The 355-nt window shown below is 31.3% G+C and carries 1 pseudogene; it reads right to left on the minus strand.

Annotated elements, in window-relative coordinates:
- Positions 1 to 345: pseudogene (locus A3SG_RS0118625) on the minus strand (hypothetical protein); the annotation flags it as partial.
- Positions 346 to 355 lie beyond the last annotated feature (10 nt).

The raw sequence follows: 355 nt of genomic DNA on the forward strand, positions 1-355 counted from the left end.
CTGCATACGGCGTAGTAATTCTACTAAACGTTGAAGTTCTTCAACTCGTTCTTCTAACCTAGAAGCTTTATCTTCTAATTTTGAAGCTTTGTCTTCTAATTTAGAAGCTTTGTGTTCTAATTTAGAAGCTTTGTGTTCTAATTTTAAAGCTTTATCTTCTAATTTTGAAGCTTTACCTTCTAACACGACTTCCTTTTTTTCAAGCCTAACAAGTTTTTTATCTTGTTTGGAGATCGTTTTATCTTGAACAGAAATAGTTATATCCAGCACAGAAATGTTTTTTTGAGCTTTAGTTAAAAGCTCAAAAAGTTCCTGTTTTGATACGTTTTCTAGGTCTATTTCCATAGGCTAAATA

Source organism: Flavobacterium sp. ACAM 123 (assembly GCF_000264055.1).
GTDB lineage: Bacteria > Bacteroidota > Bacteroidia > Flavobacteriales > Flavobacteriaceae > Flavobacterium.